The organism is Variovorax humicola, from assembly GCF_037889915.1.
Classification (GTDB): domain Bacteria; phylum Pseudomonadota; class Gammaproteobacteria; order Burkholderiales; family Burkholderiaceae_C; genus Variovorax; species Variovorax humicola.
Window position 1 is genome coordinate 98501 of the sequence record NZ_JBBKZV010000013.1, and the last position, 15496, is coordinate 113996.

At 66.3% G+C, this 15496-nt stretch carries 15 protein-coding genes; 11 read left to right on the plus strand and 4 right to left on the minus strand.

The window, feature by feature from the left end; genetic code table 11:
• Positions 1-12: 12 nt before the first annotated feature.
• From WKW80_RS20450 to WKW80_RS20460, 3 genes are all read left to right on the plus strand, one after another.
• The gene (locus WKW80_RS20450) at positions 13-909 is read left to right on the plus strand and encodes a copper chaperone PCu(A)C domain-containing protein (RefSeq protein ID WP_340365411.1); all 897 of its coding nucleotides are present in this window, start codon (positions 13-15) and stop codon (positions 907-909) included.
• 72 nt (positions 910-981) lie between these two features.
• The gene (locus WKW80_RS20455) at positions 982-1773 is read left to right on the plus strand and encodes a PhaM family polyhydroxyalkanoate granule multifunctional regulatory protein (protein ID WP_340365412.1); all 792 of its coding nucleotides are present in this window, start codon (positions 982-984) and stop codon (positions 1771-1773) included.
• A 292-nt stretch (positions 1774-2065) separates the two neighbouring features.
• Positions 2066-3346, plus strand: coding sequence for an FIST signal transduction protein (locus WKW80_RS20460; protein ID WP_340365413.1), 1281 nt, complete (start codon positions 2066-2068; stop codon positions 3344-3346).
• A 170-nt stretch (positions 3347-3516) separates the two neighbouring features.
• Here the strand turns inward: WKW80_RS20460 and WKW80_RS20465 are convergent, their stop codons facing one another.
• Together WKW80_RS20465 and WKW80_RS20470 are read right to left on the minus strand one after the other, a co-directional pair.
• Complete coding sequence (locus WKW80_RS20465) at positions 3517-4689, minus strand: M20 aminoacylase family protein (RefSeq protein ID WP_340365414.1); 1173 nt, start codon at positions 4687-4689, stop codon at positions 3517-3519.
• 73 nt (positions 4690-4762) lie between these two features.
• Complete coding sequence (locus WKW80_RS20470; RefSeq protein ID WP_340365415.1) at positions 4763-5746, minus strand: tripartite tricarboxylate transporter substrate binding protein; 984 nt, start codon at positions 5744-5746, stop codon at positions 4763-4765.
• Between the two features lie 132 nt (positions 5747-5878).
• On the opposite strand from WKW80_RS20470, the gene WKW80_RS20475 reads away from it, so the two are divergent.
• Positions 5879-6763 carry a LysR family transcriptional regulator gene (locus tag WKW80_RS20475; protein ID WP_340365416.1) on the plus strand — a complete coding sequence of 295 codons (885 nt, stop codon included), beginning with the start codon at positions 5879-5881 and terminating at the stop codon, positions 6761-6763.
• Between the two features lie 9 nt (positions 6764-6772).
• Here WKW80_RS20475 and WKW80_RS20480 read toward each other — a convergent pair whose 3' ends face one another.
• Entirely contained in the window at positions 6773-7504 is a 732-nt protein-coding gene (locus tag WKW80_RS20480) for a helix-turn-helix domain-containing protein (RefSeq protein WP_340365417.1), read from the minus strand.
• Between the two features lie 128 nt (positions 7505-7632).
• On the opposite strand from WKW80_RS20480, the gene WKW80_RS20485 reads away from it, so the two are divergent.
• The 7 genes from WKW80_RS20485 to WKW80_RS20515 all read left to right on the plus strand — a co-directional run bounded on the left by WKW80_RS20485 (position 7633) and on the right by WKW80_RS20515 (position 14150).
• Entirely contained in the window at positions 7633-8457 is an 825-nt protein-coding gene (locus tag WKW80_RS20485; protein WP_340365418.1) for a hypothetical protein, read from the plus strand.
• A 22-nt stretch (positions 8458-8479) separates the two neighbouring features.
• Positions 8480-10435: an MFS transporter gene (locus WKW80_RS20490; RefSeq protein ID WP_340365419.1), complete on the plus strand. Its 1956-nt coding sequence runs from the start codon at positions 8480-8482 to the stop codon at positions 10433-10435.
• Positions 10435-11103 (plus strand): phosphatase PAP2 family protein, encoded by a 669-nt coding sequence (locus tag WKW80_RS20495; RefSeq protein WP_340365420.1) that lies wholly within the window; start codon positions 10435-10437, stop codon positions 11101-11103. Before WKW80_RS20490 ends, WKW80_RS20495 begins: the two co-directional genes overlap by 1 nt.
• Before the next feature lie 130 nt (positions 11104-11233).
• Positions 11234-11716 (plus strand): hypothetical protein, encoded by a 483-nt coding sequence (locus WKW80_RS20500; protein WP_340365421.1) that lies wholly within the window; start codon positions 11234-11236, stop codon positions 11714-11716.
• A gap of 61 nt (positions 11717-11777) precedes the next feature.
• On the plus strand, positions 11778-12545 hold the full coding sequence (locus tag WKW80_RS20505; protein WP_340365469.1) for a DUF2145 domain-containing protein: 768 nt from the start codon (positions 11778-11780) through the stop codon (positions 12543-12545).
• 33 nt (positions 12546-12578) lie between these two features.
• Positions 12579-13661: a serine endopeptidase gene (locus tag WKW80_RS20510; RefSeq protein ID WP_340365422.1), complete on the plus strand. Its 1083-nt coding sequence runs from the start codon at positions 12579-12581 to the stop codon at positions 13659-13661.
• Positions 13662-13757: 96 nt separating this feature from the next.
• Positions 13758-14150 (plus strand): DUF3597 domain-containing protein, encoded by a 393-nt coding sequence (locus tag WKW80_RS20515; RefSeq protein WP_340365423.1) that lies wholly within the window; start codon positions 13758-13760, stop codon positions 14148-14150.
• Between the two features lie 165 nt (positions 14151-14315).
• Here the strand turns inward: WKW80_RS20515 and tgt are convergent, their stop codons facing one another.
• Complete coding sequence (tgt, locus tag WKW80_RS20520) at positions 14316-15488, minus strand: tRNA guanosine(34) transglycosylase Tgt (RefSeq protein ID WP_340365424.1); 1173 nt, start codon at positions 15486-15488, stop codon at positions 14316-14318.
• Positions 15489-15496 lie beyond the last annotated feature (8 nt).

Consider the following 15496-nt stretch of genomic DNA (forward strand, 5'->3'; position numbering starts at 1 on the left):
ACAAAGGCCATCATGAACACCGCATCCACCTTCAAGACATTCGCCGCCTGCGCGGCGCTCGCCGGCGCTTCGGCATCTTTCGCCCACGTCAGCCTGCCACCCGGCGGCGCCACGGCGGGCAGCGACTACGAAGCCGCCTTCCGCGTCGGCCATGCCTGCGCCGGCGCCAAGGCCACCACCGGCGTGACCGTGCGCCTGCCCAGGGGTTTCACGCTCTCCGATGCGCAGGCGCGCAAGGGCTGGAAGCTCGAGGTGCAGAAGTCCGGCGATGGCGAGGTGCGCTGGACCGCCGAGAGCCCGGACACCGCGCTGCCAACCCAGGAGCGCACCGAATTCATCTTGCGAGGCAAGCTCACCGCGACGCCCGGGCCGTTGTACTTCAAGGTGCTGCAGACCTGCGATACCGGCAGCGCCGACTGGGCCCAGTTGCCCAGCGCCGCCGACGAGAAGCTCGAATACCCGGCTGCGCGACTCGACGTGCTGGCGCCCGGCAAGGCCGCGGTCGATGTCAAGGACGCCTGGGTGCGCCCGGCAGTGCCCGGCCAGAGCGGCACCGGCGCCTTCATGAAACTCACTGCGCCTTCGGGCGCGCGCCTGGTCGGCGCGCAGACCCCGGTGGCCGGCGTCGCGGAAGTGCACGAGATGAAGATGGAGGGCGACACAATGAAGATGCGGGCCGTGAAAGGCGGCATCGAGCTGCCCGCGCGCCAGACCGTCGAGCTCAAGCCGGGCGGCTATCACCTGATGATGATGGACCTGAAGCAGCCGGTGACCGCCGGCGGCACCGTGCCCATCACGCTGCAGTTCGAGGACGCGAAGGGTGCGAAGAGCACGCTCTCGCTGCAGGTCCCCGTCGGCATGCCGCCCGGAGGCGGCGCGGTGTCTGACTCTCACAACCATATGCAGTGATCCGCGGCCAAATCGCGCTTTCCTTGGAGTAAGCTGCCGGCACACAAGAACCATCTTCAGGAGACAGCCCTCATGAGTGACGCAGGCAAGCTTTTCAACTTCGGCAGCTTTGTTCCCGGCTTCGACTTTCTCAAGAATCTCGCCGCCGGCAGCAGCGGCGCGTCCAGCACCGTGCCCGGATTGCAAGGCCTGGCCAGTTGGATTGCGCCCACGCTAAGCGTGGAAGAAGTCGACAAGCGCATCAAGGAACTGAAGACGGTGCAGTTCTGGCTCGAGCAGAACCTTACCGCACTCAAGGCCACGATCCAGGCGCTTGAAGTGCAGAAGATGACGCTGTCGACCTTGAAGGGCATGAACGTGCGCATGGAAGACCTGGCCAGCGCGTTCACGAAGGCCGCCACCATGACCCCCTCGATGACACCGGCTCCTGCGCCCTCCGCGCCGCCACCGCCCGCACCCGAGCCGGAGGAGGAAGAGGAAGAGGAAGAGGAAGGGGAAGAAGAGGACGAGTCCGAAGAAGTGGAAGACGAAGCCGTCGACGAGGCCCCCGCAAAAAAGGCGAAGGGCGGCAAGGCCCAGGCATCGGCCGCGCCGGTTGCCGGCGTCGTCGACCCGCTGCAATGGTGGGGTGCGCTCACGCAACAGTTCGAGCAGATCGCCAGCACCGCACTGCGCGAGGCTTCCAGCATGAAGGCGCCGACGTCGTTGCAATCGACGGTCGACCTGGCCACGAGTGCCGCGAAGAAGGTGGCCTCTGTCGCCGGCAAGGCCGCTGCGCCGAAGAAGGCCGCCACCAAGACGGCAAAGGTTGCGGGCAAGCGTGCCACAGCCAGTACCAAGCGCGCCGCCCCCAAGAGACGCTGAAGCCGCGCAGGGCGCGGCCCGAGATCGGACGTGAAATGAAACACCCCCGATGCGCCTGCGGCGCCTCCCCCTCGAGGGGGCGCACCCGGTGGCCCGGCAAAGCCGGTTCCACGGGTGCCCACGAACAGACCAGGATGACTCCCCTCCCGAAGCGCCTGCCGCACTTCCCCCTCGACGGGGCGCACCCGGCGGCCCGGCAAAGCCGGTTCCGCTGGTGCCCACGAACAGAATTCGCCGTGCTCGTCCTGGGATCATGCGTCGCGGAAGACGCTCGGCGTCATGGAGCACTGACATGAAGCTCTTTCCTTCCGGTCACGCGACCCATCCCGAGTGGCGAATGGCAGCCGGCCTCGTGCTGGCCCAGTTGCGCGCGCAAATGGTGTTGGGCGACTATGCGCAGTCGCCGACACTGGGCTTGCTCTACATCACCGACCACTACAGCGAGGACGCGCAGGAAATCCTCGATCACCTTGGCGCCGAACTGCCCGAGGTCACGGATTGGGCCGGCACTGTCGGGGTCGGCATCTCGGCCAACAACGCCGAGTATTTCGACGAGCCTGCGCTGAGCGTGATGCTTTGCGAGTTGCCCAGCGACCAGTACCGCGTGTTCTCGGGCGTGGCTCCGTTGGCCGGCTCCGAAATGAGCGGCTTCGAGGCGCACACCGCGCTCGTGCATGCCGACGCTGAAACGCCGGACCTGCCCAGTTTGATCGGCGACCTCGCGGTTCGCACCGACACAGGCTACCTTTTCGGCGGCCTCTCGTCAGGGCGCGCCGGTTCGCTGCAATTCGCGGTCAGCGGCAATGGCAACATCAAGGGCCATGGGGCGGCAGGCGGCGTGTTCAGCGGCGGCTTGTCCGGTGTGGTGTTCGGCGAAGGCGTGCGCGTCGTCTCGCGTGTGACGCAGGGCTGCCAGCCGCTGGCGGGTGGGGCCGGGCGCGAGCGCGAAATCACCAAGGCCGACGGCAACGTGATCTTCGCGCTCGACGGTGAGCCCGCGCTCGACGTGTTGCTGGCTGAACTGGCGGTATCGCTCGACGAACCGCAGGAGGCGATCGACGCGGTGCGCGCGACGCTGGTGGGACTCGTCGACGCGGGCAGCGACGGTGTGCGCCGTACCGGCGACCTCGGGGCCGACGTGGTCGTGCGCCACATCATCGGCCTCGACCCGACGCGCCGCGGCATCGCCGTCGCCGACCAGGTCGAAGAAGGCATGCGCATGAGCTTTTGCCGCCGCAATGCACAGGCCGCCCGTGCGGACCTGATGCGCATCTGCGCCGAAATCCGCGAAGAACTCGAGCCGGAAGAGCAGACGCTCGAAACCGCCATTGCCATCGCGGCCGGCGAGGCCGACGCAGCGCCCCATCCGGCGCGCGGCATTGCCGGCGCCATATACGTCAGTTGCTCGGGGCGCGGCGGCCCGCACTTCGGCGCACCGGGCGCAGAATTGCAGATCGTGCGGCATGCACTGGGCGACGTGCCGCTGGTCGGCTTCTTCGCCGCAGGTGAAATCGCCCGGCATCACCTGTATGGCTATACCGGCGTGCTCACCGTGTTCACCGCCGCGGAGTAGGAGGAAACACCCCCGACGCGCCTGCGGCGCCTCTCCCTCGAGGGGGCGCACCCGGTGGCCCGGCAAAGCCGGTTCCACGGGTGCCCACGAACAGACTTCTCGGTGCTCGTCCTGGTTTCATGCGTCGCGAGTCACGCGGTAGCGTGGTGGAAGACTGATGAAGCGAGCCTTCAACGCAGGAATCGTTCGGCCAGCAAGACCCAGTACGCCGAACCGATCGCGACGTTGTCATCGTTGAAGTCGTAGCCCGGGTTGTGCACCATGCACGCGCCGACACTGTCGCCATCGCCATTGCCGATCAGCAGGTAGCTTCCGGGAACGCGCTCGAGCATGAAGGCAAAGTCCTCGCTGCCCGACAGCGCCGGGCCTTGCAGCGTGACCCGCTCCGGCCCCACCAGTTCCAGCGCCACCTCGCGTGCGAAAGCCGTTTCGACGGGTGTGTTGACCAGCACGGCATAGCCGGGCCGCCAGTCGACCTGCGCTTCGACGCCAAAGCTCTGGGCCTGCGCCGCGATCACCGCCTTGATGCGCCGCTCGAGCGTGGCGCGGACTTCCCGGTCGAGCGCACGCACGCTGATCTCGAGCGTGGCATGTTGCGGGATGACATTGTTGGCCTTGCCGGCATGCAGCGCGCCTACCGTGACCACCGCCATCTGCTGCGGGTCGACGTTGCGCGACACGATGGTCTGCAAGGCCATCACGATGCTGGCGGCCGCGACGATGGGATCGGCCGCGCGGTGCGGCATGGCGCCGTGGCCACCAACGCCATGCAGCGTGACGGTGGCGTAGTCCGACGACGCCATCGCCGGGCCCTCGCGCAGCGCCAGCCGGCCTTGCGCCAGGCCTGGCATGTTGTGCATCGCGAAGATCGCGTCGCACGGGTACTTCTCGAACAGGCCGTCTTCCATCATGCGCAGCGCACCGCCGCCGCCTTCCTCGGCCGGCTGGAAGATCAGGTTCAGCGTGCCGGAGAAATCGCTCTTCCTGGCGAGATGGTGCGCGGCCGCCAGCAGCATCGCCGTGTGTCCGTCGTGGCCGCAGGCGTGCATCACGCCCGTGTGGCAACTCGCGTAGCCCAGGCCGGAGGCCTCGTCGATCGGCAGCGCGTCCATGTCGGCGCGCAGGCCCAGGCGGCGCTGGCCGTTGCCGCGCACCAGCCGCCCGACCAAGCCGGTGCCGCCGAGGCCGCGCTCGACCTCGTAGCCCCACGCCTGCAGCCTGTCGGCGACAAGCGCGGAGGTGCGGTGCTCGTCGAAGCCGAGTTCGGGGTGCTGGTGGATGTCGCGCCGCACGTCGATGAACGTGTCGGCCTGCGCGTGCAGTTGCTCAAGAACGGTGCTCATTGGTGACCTCCGTGCTTCGTACTGCGGTGCGAGCTTGCTCGGGGGCGGTCCTGTGCGGTGCTCATGCATTGCCTCACTGCGGCTGCAGGTGGATCGACTTGGCGATGTCGCGGTAGCGCGCGGTCTCGGTCTCGAAGAACTTGGCCGACTCGGCCAGCGACATCGGCGCCGAAGCTACCTGCGTCTGGGCCGCCAGCTGCGTGCGCACTGTCGGATCCTTCAATGTCTGGCCGATCGCCTTGTGCAGGCGCTGCACCACCTCGTCCGGCGTGTTCCGCGGCACCATGAAGCCGCTCCAGGTCTTGTAGTCGTAGCCTTTCAGTTCCTTGCCTTCACCGACCGCCGGGACGTTCTTGAGCAGATCGGAGCGCTGCGCGCCGAGCTGGCCGATCACCTTGAGCCGGCCTTGCTCGGCCAGGGCGCCCATCGCCGCGCTGTACACCAGCACCGCGAAATCGACCTGCCCGCCGCCGATGTCCTGAAGCAAGGGCGCGTTGCCCTTGTAGGGCGCATGCATCAACTTGGTGCCGGTGTCCTGCTGCACCTTCTCCACGATCAGGTGGTAGAGCGAGCCGACACCCACGCTGCCGTAGCTCAGCGGCTTGTCGCCGGACTTGCGCGCGAGCGCGATCAGCTCGTCGACGTTGTTGGCCGGCAGGTCCTTGCGGGCCACGAAGACCATCACCGCGTCGGCCACCGGGTGCACTAGGCGGAAGTCCTCGGTCTTGAGCTTCACGGCTGCATTGGCCAGCGGCGAGAGGATCACCTCGTTCGGCGAGCCCTGGAAGATGTAGTAGCCGTCGGGAGGTGCCGCAAGCACCTTCTGCGCGCCCATCGCGCCACTGACGCCGCCGAGGTTTTCCACGACGACCTGCTGGCCCAGCTCCTTGCCCAGAGGCACGGTGAAGATGCGTGCCGTCGCGTCGGATGGTCCGCCGGCAGGGTACGGCACCATCAGGTTGACGGGTTTGCTGGGGTAGGTCTGCGCGACTGCCAGGGTGCCGGCCAGCATCAGGCCGGCGAAAAGGGCGTGCGAACGTTGGAAGAACGGGGTCATCGAGGCTCCGGGAGTTGAGCGCGTGGCGAGATACCGAGCGCACGCGGATCGTAGAAGTCATCAACTCCAACGTCCAATGCATTGTTGGCTGCATTAGCATGAGTTCAAAGCAGGTTTTTCCGGGCCCACACGATGACACTGGTTCAACTCAGGCACTTGATCGCGCTCGCCACAAGTGGCTCGTTCAGCAGATCCGCCCAGCTGCTGTGCATCACCCAGCCCGCGCTGAGCCGCAGCATTCGTGCGCTCGAGGACGAGCTGGCCATGCCGCTGTTCGACCGGATCGGACGCCGCAGCGAACTCACGCCCTTCGGCCGCGAAGTGCTGGACCGCGCGCGCCAGCTGGTGTTCGAGGCCGACGAACTGCGCGACAGCGGCCGGCAGATGCGCGAAGGGCTGGGCGGCGTGGTGCGCATCGGCATGGGGTCGGGGCCGGGCGCAATGCTCATGACGCCGCTCCTGATGCACATGGCGACGCACCATCCGAAAGTGCGCGTGGTCGTGTCGCGCGGCGGTACCGAACTGCTGGTGCAGGCACTTCGTGCGCGCACGCTCGATGCGCTGGTGCTCGACGCACGCTCGCTGAAACCCGCTCCCGACCTGGAGGTCGGCGCGCTGCGCGAGATGCGCGGCGTCTTCATGTGCCGCCGCGGTCATCCGCTGGCGCGACAGCGCAATGGCGTGTCCTTCGAGGCCGTGCAGCGCTACCCGATCGCGTCCACCCCGCTGAGCGAGGAGGTCGCGCGCCTCCTCATCGAAGCCTACGGCCCGCAGGCCCATCCGGCGCTTTGCGTGACCCTGCAGTGCGAAGAGATTCCCAGCCTGGTGGAGGTGGCGCGGCGAACCGACACGGTCCTGCTCGCCATCCGCGCGGCGGCGCCGGACCTGGTCGAGCTGACGATGACCCCGCACTTGCAGGGCATCGCACGCTTCGGCCTTGTCACCCTGCGCCGGCGCACCGAGGCGCCGGCCCTGCCGATCGTGCGCGAATTGATGGAGGCGCTGCTGCGCGACTGACGCGCGGCACTACCGCCGCAGCCGCGTGAAGCCCTCGAACTCCCAGTTGCGCATCGCCAGCACCAGCGTGTAGCCCTCCAGGTCCTTCTGGGCCAGCTTCTGGTCCATCTGGTGCTGCTGCGCGAAGTCCTGCGCCACCCGCTGCAGCCGCTCCCGGAACGACGGCGCCAGCGCGCGGCTCACCGTGCCGTGCACCAGCATCAATGCCTCCGCGGGGCCGTCGAAGCCGCCGCGGTAGTAGTCGAGCACCACGTTGTCGCGAAAGAACTCCATGAACGGCCCGTGCGGACGCCAGCGGAAGGTCTTGGCCAGCTTGAGCCGGTAGCGGTTCATCGGCCGCAGTTCGATGATGCCGATGCGGTCGAGCTGGGCGAAACAGCTGATGCACTCGGCCTCGGTGATGCGGTAGGCGCCGGTGATCTGCTCCAGCGTCCATTGGCTCAGCACGTTGATCGCCACCAGCAGCAGCTTCTTGTCCTTGACGACGGCCTTTTCCTGCTCGTGCGTCAGTTCCTTGAGGAGCGGCTGCGCGTCCGCCACGCGCCGCGCCAGTTCGGCGAAGTCCAGCTTGAGCGCGCGGCAGATGGCATCGACCCGACTCAGCGGCATATCGCCCTTGGACAGCATGCGCTTGACGCTGGATTCGGCCATGTCGAGTGACCGCGCCAGGTCGGCGTAGGTCATCTTGGCGTTCTTGAGTTCGGTTTTCAGGGCAAGGATCAGGTCGACGGTCGTGCTCATGCTTGGTGGTCAGGTATAGAAATTTGGTACCGAAGGGCGTGCAAAAAGGCGCCGTATCAATTTTCGATGCTCCGGGGGCGGTTGCCAACTTAAATTGCGCGCCTCAGCCAACCAACCCCGGAGTTGTCATGCACCTGCCCAACCTGAGCCGACGCGAACGCGGACTTCTGTCCGTCTTCCTCCTGTTCCTCCTGGTCGCGGTCTTCGCTCCCGCGTTGACAGGCGTCGAGGCCGGCGCATCGGTATTTGCCGATGTTCGGACCTGGCACCAGTTGCCCAATGCCATGGATGTGCTGAGCAACCTGCCGTTCCTGGCCATCGGACTCTGGGGCTTGCGCCTGCTGCACTGGCTCGATCGTTCGAACGACCCTGCCGCCGCTGTGGCGCAGGAGCCACATGCCAGCTCACTCGACTGCGCCTGGATCTTCTTTGCCGGCCTGATCGCCTGTGCCGCGGGCTCGACCTTCTATCACCTGCAGCCCGACGTGCTTCGCCTTGCTGCCGACCGCGCCGGCATGGCCATCGCATTCGCCGGCCTGATCGGTTTCGCAGTCTGCGAAAAAGTGAGCCAGCGCGCCGGCTGGTTGGCCGCGTGGGCAACGTTGGCATCCGGCTTGCTCGCGGTGGCGGTATGGCACGAAACGGGCAACGTCACACCATGGGCAGTGGTGCAATTTGGCGGCATGGCGCTGGTGCTGACGCTGGCGCTGGCCAAGCCGATGCCCGATGCCGTCGGGCTCAAGCTGGGCTGGATCATCGCCTTCTATGCGCTCGCCAAGCTGTTCGAGCTGGCCGACTTCGCCATTTACGAGGCAACGCGGCACCTGGTTTCCGGCCATACCCTGAAGCACCTCGCGGCTTCCCTTGCCGGTTTGCCCGTGCTGGTGGCATTGCAAGCAGTCGGCAAGGACACCTTGCGGCACAATCCGGGCGCCGCCGCCTTGACGGCCTGAGGAGCCCGTGAGGGCCATTCGAATGAACACATCCGCCGCAGCCGCCACTTCTGCCGGAGCCCCCGAAGCAGAACCGCACGCCAATCAGTTCACGTTGCTCGGGCAGCGCCGCTTTGCACCGTTCTTCTGGACGCAGTTCTCGGGCGCGGCGAACGACAACCTGTTCAAGTTCGCCTTCACGGTGATGGTGACCTACCAGCTGCAGTTGAGCTGGATGCCGCCTGCGATGGCCGGCCTGGCCATTGGTGCGCTGTTCATCCTGCCGTTCCTGTTGTTCTCGGCCACATCCGGACAGCTCACCGACAAGCTCGACAAGACGAAGGTTATCCGCTTCGTCAAGAACCTCGAGATCGTGGTCATGCTGCTGGCGGCTTGGGGTTTCGTGCGGGCCGATGCCGTGGTGCTGCTGGGCTGCGTGTTTCTCATGGGCCTGCATTCGACGTTGTTCGGCCCGGTCAAGTTCGCGCTGCTCCCGCAGGTGCTGGATTCGCGCGAGCTGACCGGCGGCAACGGCATGGTGGAGATGGGGACTTTCGTGGCGATCCTGCTCGGCCAGGTCGCAGGTGGCTTGCTCGTCGCTATTCCGGGCATCGGCCACACGACAGTGGCGGTGGCATGCGTGATGCTGGCGCTGGTCGGCCGCGGCGTCGCGCAGGCCATTCCGAAAGCGCCCGCCACCGACCCGGGCCTGGTCATCAACTGGAATCCGGTCAGCGAAACCTGGCGCAACCTGAAGCTGGCGAATCAGAACGTCGTGGTGTTCCGCTCGCTGCTGGGCATCAGCTGGATGTGGTTCTTCGGCTCGGTGTTCCTGAGCCAGTTCCCGAGCTTCGCCAAGGAAGTGCTGCACGGCGACGAGCATGTGGCCTCGTTCCTGCTGGTGGTGTTTTCCGTGGGCATCGGGGCGGGGTCACTGCTGTGCGAAACGCTATCGCGCCGGCAAGTGGAGATCGGGCTGGTGCCGCTGGGGGCGATCGGGATGAGCGTGTTCGCGATCGACCTGTACTTTGCCTCGCGTGCGTTGCCGGCGGCAGCGGAAATGGGCCTTGGCACGTTCCTGAACACGTTTGCGCATTGGCGCGTGTTGGCGGACCTGGGCCTGCTCTCGTTGTTTGCGGGCCTCTACAGCGTTCCGATGTATGCGCTGATCCAGTTGCGCAGCCAGCCGACGCACCGCGCGCGCATCATCGCGGCCAACAACATCCTGAACGCGCTGTTCATGATCGCCAGTGCAATCATCGCCGGTGCGCTTTTGAAGTCCGGCTTCACCGTTCCGCAGATATTCCTGTTCACCGGTATCGCCAACGCGGTGGTCGCAGGCTACATCTTCATGCTGGTGCCGGAGTACTACCTGCGCTTCGTGTCGTGGATGCTGTCGCATTTCATCTATCGCTTCAAGGTGCGCGGCGAGCAGCACATTCCGGACGAGGGCGCGGCCGTGCTGGTCTGCAACCACGTGAGCCTGGTCGATGCAATGCTGCTGATGGCCGCCAGCCCTCGGCCCATCCGCTTCATCATGGACCACCAGATCTTCAAGGTGCCGGTGCTCGGATGGCTGTTCAAGCTGGCCAAGGCGATTCCGATCGCGCCGCAAAAGGAAGATCCGGCGGCCTACGACAACGCGTTCGAGCAGGCCGCGCAGGTATTGCGCGAAGGCGATTTGCTCGCCATCTTCCCCGAGGGCGCGCTCACGCGCGATGGTGAGATTGGACCCTTCAAGGGCGGCGTCGTGAAGATCGTCGAGCGCGCACGCGAGGAGGGCATCACGGTGCCGGTGATTCCGATGGCGCTGAGCAATCTCTGGGGCTCCTTCTTCAGCCGCATAGAGAAACGTGGCGGCAAGCCCATCGCAATGGCCAAGCCGTTTCGCCGAGGATTCTTCAGCAGCGTGGGCCTGCACGTTGGCCCGGCCGTGCCGGCGGCGGAAGTGCAGCCCGACGCCCTACAGCAACGCGTTCGCGCGCTGCTCGCGGCCTGATGGGCTTCTTGCGCGATCCGCTCTGGGACGTGATCGTGCGAATCCCCCGCGCATTCTGGCTTGCACTGACCTGGCTGGGCGACAGCGGCTTGCTGTTGCCCGCCGCCGCGTCGGTCACGCTGTGGCTTTCGCTGTCGCGCCGCACCTGGCCGACGGCGAGGTTGTGGGTGGTGATGTTTGGCGGCGTCGGCCTGATCGTCCTCTGCTCCAAGCTCGCGTTCATGGGCTGGGGCATCGGCAGCGCGCGTTTCAACTTCACCGGTTTCAGTGGCCATACGGCGTTGTCCGGCAGCATCTGGCCGGTAGTGTTCTGGTTGATGGCGTCACGGCGCCGCCATCCGGTAAGGGTCGGGGCGGCGTTTGCAGGCTGGGCACTTGCGCTCGTCATCGGCGTTTCTCGACTCGCCCTGTTTGCGCATTCAAGTTCCGAGGTGGTAACTGGGCTGGTGCTTGGCGTGGCGACCAGCGCGGGCTTCTTGCTGTTGCAGGAAGGGCGGCCGCATTCGCGCATTCCGGCGGTCGTGATCGCGGTAAGCCTGCTCTTGCCTTTGACTTTTCTGTCGCCCGGCACGCCCGCGCCCACGCAAGGCCTGCTGGAGGGCGTTGCCAAGTGGCTCGCCGGCACCGATCGGGTGTACACGCGAGCGGATCTCCTGATGACGCGCTAGCGATTCCTGGCGTCAGGTATCGCCGCCAGATACCAGCGGCGTATCTTCTTGCCACTGGTGCAGTAATTCGAGGCTCGTGAAGCGCATGCGGAACAACATCCGCGCACCTTCACTACGCCGCGAGGCCATCATGAATCTCCTCCCGTTTTCCCGGGCCCACAAGTCCATCACCACGCTGGCCGTCGCCGCGTGCGTGTCGCTTGCGGCGCTGACTGCACCGGTGCAAGCCAACGCACAGAGCGAAGCCTCGCTGGCGCTGTCCATGCTGCCGGTGGCCTCGGTGGTCGGCACCGCTTCCGTGGCAAGCACGGCAGCGGCCGCGGTGGTCGCCGTGCCGGCGGCGCTGTCTGTCGGCGGCGCCGTCCTCACGGTGGTGGCCGTGGAAGCCTCGGTGGACGGCACCATCTATCTGCTGGAACGCGCAGCCGACGGCGCGCGTGCCAGCGTCAAGGTGGCCGGCCGCGTCGTCACTGGCGCGTCGTTGGTGGTGGGCAGTACCGTCGTCGTCACCGTGATCGCGAGCGGCGTGGTGCTGTCGGCCGCCGGCGAGGTGCTGGCTTTCGTGCCCAATGCGCTCGGGCGGGCCTTGCTCTACAACGAGAGGTTGAGCTGAAATGGCCTCGCGTCAGCTCTTCAAGCACCTCCTCGACGCTGTCGCGATCGCGGCTGTCGCCATGGTCGCGGGTTTGCTGCTGTTCCCGCTGAACGCACACGCCGGCCGCTCGTGCGAAACCAGGAAACCGACCTCCGCCGTCATCACCAAGGGCATGCAATTGGCCGAACGCACTTCAGCGGCGCTGGACGCCAGTGGCGCGCGCGTGGTGTTGCTGGCGCGGGCCGGGCAGGACCTCCAGAGGTATGGCTTGCAGTATTCGCACCTTGGCCTGGCCTACAAGGCGGACGATGGTGCCTGGCGCGTGGTGCACAAGCTCAACCAGTGCGGCACCGCTGTCGCATCGCTCTATCGGCAAGGTCTTGGCGAGTTCTTTCTCGACGACCTCTGGCGCTACGAAGCCGCCTGGGAAATCCCGACGCCCGCTGTGCAAGCGCAATTGCTGGCGGTGCTGCAGGGGCCGCGGGCGGGCATCGTGCGACTGAACACGCCGGCCTACAGCCTGGTGAGCTACGTTTGGGGACAGAAGTACCAGCAGTCCAATCAATGGGCGCTGGAGATGCTGGCCGCCGCGATGGAGCCTGCGACGATACGCAACCGCTCGCAGGCGCAGGCCTGGTTGCAGTTCAAGGGCTACGAGGCGACGACCTTGCACCTCGGCGCGCTGACGCGGCTCGGCGGGCGGCTCAGTTCCGCCAACGTGGCTTTCGACGACCATCCGAACGAAAAGCGCTTCACCGACCGCATCGAGACTGTCACCGTGGATTCGGTGTTCGCCTGGCTGCCCCGGGCCGGGCTCGGCGCGCAGCCGGTACAACTCAAGCTCTGAACGACACGACAACCATCATCGCGTGAGGATTACATGAGCAAGACATTGCGTTTGTCGGAGAAATGGTTTCACCGGGGCCTGTGGCTGGTGGCGCTGGTGTTCGCGGGCTTTCTCATCGGGCTCGGCGGCACGTTGGTGGGCGACCTGCCCAAGGTCGAGCGGCAGCTGACGATGGAGGACTTCATCGACAAGGCGGCTGCCGGCCCGCTGCGCGCGGCGGTCACGGAGGCGGATCGCGCAGGCCGTCAGGCACAGCGTGACCTGGACCAGGCCGAACTCAAGCTGCAAGCGGCCTCGCAGGCCAGCCAGAACGCCCGCGAGACCTTCTCCAATTGGGTGACGACGCGTCATGCCACGCAGCAGCCGGACCAGGACGCTGAACTCATCGCACGCACGAAGGCGCTCGATGCACTCAAGGCGAAGGAGGATGCCGAGCAGCAGAAGGTGGACGCGCAGCGCCAGATCGCCCTGAATGCGCGACAGGCCCATGAGCACGAATTGCGGAGGCTCGGTGTGCTCGAAGACGATGCGCGTGTGAAGCTGCGTGCCGAATACCGCCGCGTCGAGCTGCGCGTGTTCGGCTACCGGCTGGCGCTCACGTTGCCGCTGCTGGTGGTGGCCGGCTGGCTGTTCGCGAGGAAGCGCAAGGGCACGTACTGGCCCTTCGTGTGGGGCTTCATCTTCTTCGCGCTGTTCGCGTTCTTCGTCGAACTGGTGCCGTACCTGCCGAGCTATGGCGGCTATGTGCGCTACATCGTGGGCATTGCCATCACCGTGCTGGTCGGGCGCCATGCCATCCTGGCGCTCAACCGCTACCTCGCGCGCCAGAAGTTGGCCGAAGCGCAACCCGACCAGGTGCGGCGCGAGGAACTGAGCTATGACACGGCCCTGGCACGGCTCGCGAAGAGCGTGTGCCCCGGCTGCGAACGCCCGGTCGACCTGAAGAACACCACGATCGACTTCTGCCCGCACTGCGGCATCGGCCTGATCGACAACTGCCGCGCCTGCGACACCCGCAAGAGTGCGTTCTCGCGGTTCTGCCACGGCTGCGGCACCGCGGCCAGGACGCCCGACGCGCCATCACATCCCGTCACATCCGTGCCGACCTTGGCGTGATAGAACCCGGTCTGCGCGCGCAGACCGTGCGCATTCGAGCCGGGGGCACTCTGTTCCGCGGCGATCCACTGCACTACCTTCCACGGGAGCAATCCAATGAGCATTTTCGGCAGCATCTTTTCCAAGATCTTTCCCTCCGCCAAGGCCGCCGAAGCGCCGCCACCCGCACCCGTTGCAACGCCCGCGCCGGGCGCACCGCCCGCACCCGCCGTGCCCGCGCCGCCTCCCGCGATTCCGCTGGGCGACGTGGCCGGCATCCTCGATGCCATGCCGGGCGCCAGCAGCCTCAACTGGCGCACTTCCATCGTCGACCTGATGAAGCTGCTCGGCCTCGACAGCAGCCTTGCCGCGCGCAAGGAACTCGCGGCTGAGCTGAGCTATGCCGAAGACACCAGCGACAGCGCCAAGATGAACATCTGGCTGCATCGCCAGGTGATGACCAAGCTCGCAGCCAACGGCGGCACCGTGCCGGCCGAATTGCGCGACTGATCGCAGCAAGCAAATCGACGCTGTGGCGTCGATGCCCGGTGCGCCTTGTGCGTGCCGGGCTTTTTTGTGCGGAGCTGCACGCATGGCCCATCTCTCCACCGGCTGGCTTCGCCGACCGGACACCACCCTGCAGGCCCTCTGCCATCGCGCGCCGGCAAGGCGCTGCTACACCCCGCGCGCGCGCTCCGCCTTGAAGCGTGCGCGGAACGCGGTGAATTCCCCGGCTTCGAGCGCCGCGCGAATTTCCGACATCAGGTTCAGGTAGTAGTGCAGGTTGTGGATGGTTGTGAGCATCGGGCCGAGCATCTCGCCACAGCGGTCGAGGTGATGCAGGTAGGCGCGGCTGAAGCCCTCGCGTCCGCCGTCGTTCCATGACACGCCCGATGCGCCAGTGCAGGCGTGACAGGTGCAACTCGGATCAATGGGTTGCGGGTCGTTCTTGTGGCGCGCGTTGCGCATCTTCAGGTCACCGAAGCGCGTGAACAGCGTGCCGTTGCGCGCGTTGCGCGTCGGCATGACGCAGTCGAACATGTCGACGCCGTCGGCCACGCCCTGCACAAGATCCTCCGGAGTGCCGACGCCCATCAGGTAGCGCGGCTTGTGCGCCGGCAACTTGTGCGGCGTGTGCGCCATGATGTGCAGCATTTCTTCCTTCGGCTCGCCCACGCTCACGCCGCCGATGGCGTAGCCGGGGAAGTCCATGTCGACCAGTTGCGCCAGCGACTCTTCGCGCAGGTTCTCGAACATGCCGCCTTGCACGATGCCGAACAGCGCGTTCGGGTTTTCAAGCCGCGTGAACTCGGCTTGGCAGCGCTTTGCCCAGCGCAGGCTCAGCTCCATCGAGCTGCGCGCTTCGCGTTCCGTGGTGATGTGGCCCTTGGTCTCGTATGGCGTGCATTCGTCGAACTGCATGACGATGTCGCTGTTGAGGATGGTCTGGATCTGCATCGAGACCTCGGGCGTGAGGAACAGCTTGTCGCCATTGACCGGTGACGCGAATTTCACGCCTTCCTCGCTGATCTTGCGCATCGCGCCGAGCGACCACACCTGGAAGCCGCCCGAGTCGGTGAGGATGGGCTTGTTCCATTTTTCGAAGCCGTGCAGGCCGCCGAAGCTGGCCATCACGTCGAGGCCCGGACGCATCCACAGGTGGAAGGTGTTGCCCAGGATGATCTGCGCGCCCATCTCTTCGAGGCTGCGCGGCATCACGCCCTTGACAGTGCCATAGGTCCCTACCGGCATGAAGATCGGCGTTTGCACCGGGCCGTGGTTGAGTGTGAGGGTGCCGCGGCGCGCGTGGCTGCCGGGGTCGGTCGTGAGGAGTTCGAAGTTCAGCATGGTGGTGC